Here is a 6,940-nt window from a genome sequence, read left to right on the forward strand (position 1 = left end):
AACAGCGCAGCCGTGACCAGATAGAAGAATACGTAGTGCCGCGTCGCACCGGCCGCGAGCTGGCTCGCCTTCAGCAGATCCGTGAACGATCCGAGCACGCTGATGAACGACGCGTCCTTGGTCGCGTTCAGCCACACGTTGCCGACGCCCGGCAGCGCGAGCCGCGCCGCGGCCGGAAGCCGGATGCGCGCGAACGTCTGCCACGGCGTCATCCCGTACGCGTGCGCGGCTTCGATCTGGCCCACCGGCACGTTGGCGAGCGCCGCGCGGAAGATGTCGGTGAGATACGCACCCTGGATGAAACCGAGCGACAGCGCGGCGACGACGAACGGATCGAACGCGAAGTCGCCGGAGACGATGCCGCTGCCGCGCAGCGCGTTCTCGATGGCCGGTGCGACCGCGTAGAACGCGAGCAGCAGGCACAACAGCTCCGGCAGCGCGCGCACGAGCATCGTGTAGAGCCGCGCCAGCCACACGAGCGCCGCGTATCGCGACAGCTTGCCGAGCGCGCCGGCGATGCCGAGCAGCACGCCGGTGCAGAACGACGCGGCCGCGACGCCGAACGTCAGCGCGAACGCGCCCGCGAACACGCGGCCATAACCGCCGTCGCCGAAGGCGAGCAACGCGAGCAGCGAATCGTCCGCGGCCATGCGCTCAACGACCCTTCTCGATCGTGCCCTTCAGGTTCGGATAGCGGGCGGTGATCGCATCCCACGTGCCGTCCTGCTGCAATTGCGCGATCGCGGTCGACAGCTTGCCGCGCAGCGCATCGCCGTGGCGCACGCCCGCGCCGATGCCGAGGCCCAGCACCGGATTGTCCGCGCACGTGGCCTTGACCTCGAAGTCCTTGCCGTCGCGCGACGCGAGGAACGCCGTGAACAGTCCCTTGCCTTCCTGCACGTAGTCGACGCGGCCGGACACCAGATCCGCGAGCGCATTGTCGAACTTGTCGAACGCCTTGATCTGCGCGTCCTGCTTGAAGCGGGCATCGAGGAACGCCGAGAAGTTCGTGCCGGCCTCGACGCCGATCACGCTGCCCTTGAAGGTCGTGGGCACCGCGCAGTCGACACGGCGCCGGTCGCTTTTCGCGCCGACGAACACCGTCGGCGATTCGTAATAAGCACGGCTGAAATCGATGGCTTTCTGCCGCTCGCCGGTGATCGTCATCGACGACCAGATCACGTCGATCTTGCGGTTCTGCAACGCCGGAATCAGGCCGTCCCACGCAATGTCGGTGAGCTCGCACCGTACGTTCAGCTTGCCGCACGCGGCATCGAGCACGTCGATTTCCCAGCCCTTCCACTTGCCGCCGGCGTCCTTCGAAAAGAACGGCGGGTACGACTCGGCGTCGATGCCGACGCGCAACGTCGGCTGGGCCGCATGGGAAATCGGCGCGAGGCCGAGCACGAACAGCACGGCCGCGACACGGCGGACCCTGGAACGCATCAAACGATTCATGTGGCGCATTTCTGAAATAACGTCGGAACGACCGGCGTGGCAGCCGGCAGGAGGCGTGACTGTAATGCGCGCCGAAGCGTGTACCAAATGGTTATTTTTGCGATGGATATCTGATCGCGCGATATGCGCCGAACCGCGCACCGGCCAACGTCCTCGCCCGGTACGCGGGTCATCCGCTCACGCCGCCACGGCCTCGCGCCGCAACGCCGGCAGTTCCAGATTCGCGCGGAAATCGCCGCCCACATAGTCGGTATCGAGCAGATCGCGCCGCCGCAATTCGGGCAGCAAGCCGTTGAGCAGCAGGTCCTCCTGGTCCGGCTGACCGAGCCCGTGCAGCGACAGCACGTCGACGAGCCCCGCGCGATAACGCGTCTCGATCGCGTCGGCGAGCTGCTCCGGCGTGCCGGCGACGAACCAGTGGCCGGTCTCCTGCGCGCGGATGATCAACTCGCGCAGCGTCAGCCGCTGGCGCGCGTAGCCGACGAAGATCGCCACGCGTCCGCGCCGGCGGTGCACGCTGTCGATCGCCGGCAGCAGCGATGCCGGCAACGGCTGGTCGAGCGGCAGGCCGCTCAGGTCGACGCCGCCGCCCAGCATGTCGGCGAGCTTCAGCCTGCCTTGTTCGTAATCGATGCGTTCATGCTTGTCGCGCAAGCGCCGCGCGACGTCGGCATCGGATTCGCCGATCACCGAATGAAACGAGTTCATCACGAGCGGCGGCCGGTCGCCGCGACCGAATGCGGCCGCCTGCCGGTGCAGCTCGGCGACGAACAGGCGCGCATCGTCGAGCGTCGGCTGCGACGTGTAGACGACTTCCGCATACCGCGCGCCGAGCGCCACGCCGCTCGCCGACTGCCCCGCCTGGAACAGCACCGGCCGCCGTTGCGGCGACGGCGGCACGTTCAGCGGCCCCTGCACCTGGAAATGCGCGCCGCGATAGTCGATCGCGCCGAGCTTCAACGGATCGACCGAGATGCCGCCGCCCGGCCCGCGCCGCGTCGCGCGCGGATCGTTCGCGTCGAACAGCGCGTTGACGACTTCGACGAATTCGGCCGCGCGCGCATAACGCTGCTCCGGGTCGGGCAACGCGGCATCGCCGAAATTCTCCTCGCCGACCGACGACGTGACCGCGTTCCACGCGGCGCGGCCGCCGCTCACGTGATCGAGCGTGCCGATCAGCCGTGCGAGGTTGTATGGATGGTGATACGTCGTCGACACCGTCGCGACGAGCCCGATGGCCGATGTCGCCTGGCTCAGCGCCGCCAGCGCGACGATCGGCTCCTGGCTGCCGGTGGTCCCGGCGAGGCCGGCCGCATCGGCCTGCAGCAGGTCGGCGGTAAAGAGGCCGGTGATCTTCTCGGCTTCCGCCTTGCGCGCGAGCGACGCCGCGCGCCGCACGCCCTGTGCGACATCCGCATCGCCGGGCGCGTAGAGCACGCTCGCCGCGCCGACGAGCGTCTTCAGCCGTCTGCGTGCGCCGCTCATGACGCGGCTCCGGTCGCCGTGATGGCCTTACGTCGTTCGCGTTGCTGGATCATTCGCATTCCTCGTGATTCAGTTCGATCGGAGAATCGGAGCGTGCCCGCGAACAGCGCGACGGCGAGCGTACGCGCGTCGGATCGTCGGGCAGGCTCCACGCACGCGCCGCGAGGCGCGCAGCCAACGACCATAGCGCAAGCCCCCCGGGCGGCCGGAACGAATATTTTCGGCTTTCGATATTCTTCTTGATTGTTTGACCGTGCGAACGTCGACGCAAAATAATTCGGCATGCAAAATCCGTTGATCAGGCCGTTTCGACCCGCGCCGATCGCATCATCATGACGTTCGACGCCCTCCGTTCCCACTTCGATTTGTCCGCTTTGTCCGCGCTGCCGTTCCGCTTGAGCGTGCTCGACAAGAGCCCCGTCGCACCCGGAGAAACCGCCGCCGACGCACTGGCGCGCAGCGTATCGCTCGCACGCTTCGCCGATACGGCCGGCTATCACCGCTACTGGCTCGCCGAACATCACAACACCGCCGCGCTCGCATGCCCGTCGCCGGAAATCCTGATCGCGCACGTGCTCGCGCATACGCGGCGCATTCGGGTCGGATCGGGCGGCGTGATGCTGCAGCACTACAGTCCGTACAAGATCGCGGAAAACTTCAACCTGCTCGCGTCGCTCGCGCCCGGCCGCGTCGATCTCGGCATCGGCAAGGCGCCGGGCGGCCTGCCGCTGTCGACGCGCGCGCTGCAGGCCGGCTACGATCCGGCGCGGCGCGCGTCGTTCGCCGACCTGGCCGACGAGCTGAATCGCCATCTCGAAGGTGACGATGCGACAGCCGATGCGGCCGGCCAGGACGCCGCCACGCTGCATGCGACGCCACGCCCGCCGGTGCCCGCGCAACCGTTCCTGCTCGGCGCGAGCGCGGAAAGCGCCACGCTCGCCGCGCGGCTCGGCTGGGCGTTCGTCTACGCATCGCATCTGAATGCCTCCGCGACGGATCTGGAACGCACGTTCGACACCTATCGCGAAGCGTCGGGCGGCCGCACGCCGCTGCTGGCCGTCTCCGCGATCGTCGCCGACACCCGCGACACGGCGGCGCAGCTCGCGAGCGGACATCAGGGTTTTCGCGTGCAGGTAGGCGACACGCCCGCCGTCAACGTCGGCAGTCTCGAACAGGCGCATGCATACATCCGCCAGGCCGGCGGCGGCCCGCACCGGATCGAGCCGCGCGAAACACGGATCGTGCACGGCACGCGCGACGACGTGCTGCGCGAGCTCGACGCATTGCATCGTCGTCACGGGATTGCCGAATTCGTCGTCGACACGCCGGTCGCCGATGCCGCACCGCGGATTGCGTCGCTGCGGTTGCTGGCCGGCGTGCGTGCCGACGATCGCGACACGGCGGCGGCGCGCGACGAAGCGAATGCACGTCCGAACGCACGACAACCGGACTTCGAAGGCACCGCGCCATGACCGATACGATCCGCATCGCCGGCGCGGACGACGTGCCGGCCGTCTACGCGTTGCTGCAGGACGCCTACGCGCCGCTCGCGGCGCAGGGCGTGCACTTCACGATCACGCGCTCGCCGATCGAACGCGTCGCGCAGACCGTCGCGCGGGAAACGACGTTCGTGCTCGAACACGCGACACCCGACGGCCGCACGGCGCTCGCGGCCACGTTGACCGTGCGGTTTCCGTGGGTGTCCGGCGAACGCCATCGCACGCCGTATCCGTTCCTGCACTGGTTCGCAGTCGCCCCCGCGTTCAAGCGACAAGGATTCGGGCACGCACTGATCGCGCACGTCGAGACGCAGTTCCTGGCGTCGCAAGTCAAGGCGCCTGCGACGTATCTCGCGACCGCGACCAACCATCCGTGGCTGCAGTCGTATTACGAGCGCAGCGGCTACCAGTCGTTCGACCGCTCGACGAACGCGCTCGGCACGCCGCTCGTCTGGTTGAGAAAAATCCTGATCCCGGATCTCTACCCGGGCGCAGCCGCGGACGACACCGCCCGGGACCGCGAACGCATCCACGCGAACGCGTGACGTGACGTACCGCGCCGACCCACATAAACGACGCGAACCACATCCACCGCTATCCACCTCGTAAAAGGCTTTCTCGCATGACAATCGCATTTCCGGATTCCGCGCTGCGCGCGTCGCGCCGCACCGTCTCGGCTGCGCTGCTGCTCGCGCTCGCGCTGCCGCATACGGCGTTTGCCCAGGGCGCACCCGTCGCGGGCGGCACGCTGACCTGGGGCGTCGAAACCGAACCCCGCACGCTGAACCCGCAACTGAACGGCCAGGACAAGGTCGAGCTGCTGCTGCGCAACGCGTACGAAAGCCTGCTCGCGCAAAAGCCCGACGGCAGCTACGTGCCGTGGCTCGCGACCGGCTACAAGGTCTCCGCCGACGGCAAGACCTATACGTTCACGCTGCGCGACGGCGTGAAATTCACCGACGGCGCGCCGTTCGACGCGAAGGCCGTCGCCCGCAATTTCCTGAATGCGCGCGAATTGTCGTATGCGGCCGGCAGCCAGCTCGCGCGGCTGATCTCGCACGTCGCCGACGTCAAGACGCCGGACGAGCACACGGTCGTCATCACGCTCGACGCGCCGTATGCGCCGTTCCTGACCTTCGCGGGCCGGCTGCCGCTGCTGTCGCCGAACGCATTCGACCGCCCCGGCCTGAAATCGGGCGGCCCCGACATCGCGGGCACCGGCCCGTTCATCCTGCGCCGCTACGTGAAGGGCCAGGAAATCGAGTTCGCGAAAAATCCCGACTATCGCTGGGCGCCGCCGACCGCCGGCCACCAGGGCCCCGCGTATCTCGACCGGGTCGTCTACCGGTTCCTGCCCGAATCGTCGGTCCGCACCGGCGCGCTGCTGTCCGGCCAGGTCGACGTGATCGAAGGCGTGTCCGGCAACGACGCCGCGCTGATCCGCAAGAACGCCGATTTCACCTACCGCCGCGCGCTCAACACCGGCACGCCGTACTCGCTGTTCCTGAACGTCGGCTACGGCCCGACGCAGGACGTGAAGGTGCGCCGCGCGCTGCTCGAAGGGCTCGACACGACCGGCATCGTGCAATCGATCTACCGCGGCGAGCGCACGCGCGCATGGGGCATCACGTCGCCGATCGATCCGTTCTACGACGCGTCGATCGAAAAGACCTACGGCAACAACCCGAAGCTCGCGAACCAGCTGCTCGACGAAGCCGGCTGGAGCGCGCGCGACAGCGGCGGCTTCCGCACGAAGAACGGTGAGCGGCTGACGATCGCGGTCGTCCAGGCGCAGGCGACCGTGCGCGACCAGCGCGACGTGCTGCTGCAGGCGCTGCAGGCGCAAGCGCGGCAACGACTCGGCGTGGACCTGAAGATCCAGTACGTCGACGACGGCACGTACGTCGAGGCGCGCAAGAGCGGCAAGTTCGGCTCGATCGCGAACTCGAACACGCCGCCGGACGGCATCGACATCGAAGGCCACTACCTGCCCGTCGATCGCGGCGGCGCGCTGAACTACAGCCGTGCGGCGGCGCCCGAGCTGACGCGCTGGCTGCAGGCGGCCGCGCGCACGCAGAACGTCGCCGAGCGCAAGAAGCTGTACGGCGAGCTGCAGCACTTCGCGATCAACGAGCAGGCGTACGCGCTGCCGCTGTACGAGCCGGAAGACCAGATCGCCGCCGCGAAGGCGGTCCAGGGCTTGCGCTTCCGCTCGTTCGCGCAGATGCCCGAGAACCCGTACGACGTGTGGGTGAAGAAGTAAGCCGACGCTTGCCGGCCTGCCTCGCATCGCCCATCGCGCTGCCCCGACAGGAGAATCGACCATGAACCGTCCGTCGTCCGCTTTCGTCTCCGTCCCGGACGCGCGGCCTACCGCTGCGCCGCCGGCCGCATGGCGCCGCTGGCTGCGTTCGCCGATCGCGACGCGGCTCGCCACCGGCGCGCTCGTGCTGTGGGCCGCAGTCACGCTGTCGTTCGCCGCCGTGCATCTCGCGCCG

6 protein-coding genes are annotated in these 6,940 nt (G+C 68.4%); 3 read left to right on the top strand and 3 right to left on the bottom strand.

All coding sequences use genetic code 11. The features are described from left to right. The 3 genes from JMF90_RS17245 to JMF90_RS17255 form a co-directional block, all read right to left on the bottom strand. Positions 1-650, bottom strand: a 650-nt coding sequence (locus JMF90_RS17245; RefSeq protein WP_201325256.1) for an ABC transporter permease subunit, incomplete at its 3' end; no start/stop codon positions are given. Between the two features lie 4 nt (positions 651-654). Further along, entirely contained in the window at positions 655-1,458 is an 804-nt protein-coding gene (locus JMF90_RS17250) for a transporter substrate-binding domain-containing protein (RefSeq protein ID WP_201317281.1), read from the bottom strand. Positions 1,459-1,635: 177 nt separating this feature from the next. Continuing rightward, complete coding sequence (locus tag JMF90_RS17255; RefSeq protein ID WP_077179793.1) at positions 1,636-2,943, bottom strand: NtaA/DmoA family FMN-dependent monooxygenase; 1,308 nt, start codon at positions 2,941-2,943, stop codon at positions 1,636-1,638. Positions 2,944-3,275: 332 nt separating this feature from the next. On the opposite strand from JMF90_RS17255, the gene JMF90_RS17260 reads away from it, so the two are divergent. The 3 genes from JMF90_RS17260 (at position 3,276) to JMF90_RS17270 (ending at position 6,705) form a co-directional block, all read left to right on the top strand. Further along, complete coding sequence (locus JMF90_RS17260; RefSeq protein ID WP_077179792.1) at positions 3,276-4,415, top strand: MsnO8 family LLM class oxidoreductase; 1,140 nt, start codon at positions 3,276-3,278, stop codon at positions 4,413-4,415. Beyond that, the gene (locus JMF90_RS17265; protein WP_077179791.1) at positions 4,412-4,987 is read left to right on the top strand and encodes a GNAT family N-acetyltransferase; all 576 of its coding nucleotides are present in this window, start codon (positions 4,412-4,414) and stop codon (positions 4,985-4,987) included. The genes JMF90_RS17260 and JMF90_RS17265 overlap by 4 nt, the downstream gene beginning before the upstream one ends. Before the next feature lie 77 nt (positions 4,988-5,064). Next, positions 5,065-6,705 (top strand): ABC transporter substrate-binding protein, encoded by a 1,641-nt coding sequence (locus tag JMF90_RS17270; RefSeq protein ID WP_077179790.1) that lies wholly within the window; start codon positions 5,065-5,067, stop codon positions 6,703-6,705. Positions 6,706-6,940: the final 235 nt, after the last annotated feature.

Origin of the sequence: Burkholderia sp. E168m23, from assembly GCF_016586125.1 — a bacterium.
Taxonomy (GTDB): Bacteria; Pseudomonadota; Gammaproteobacteria; order Burkholderiales; family Burkholderiaceae; genus Burkholderia; species Burkholderia orbicola.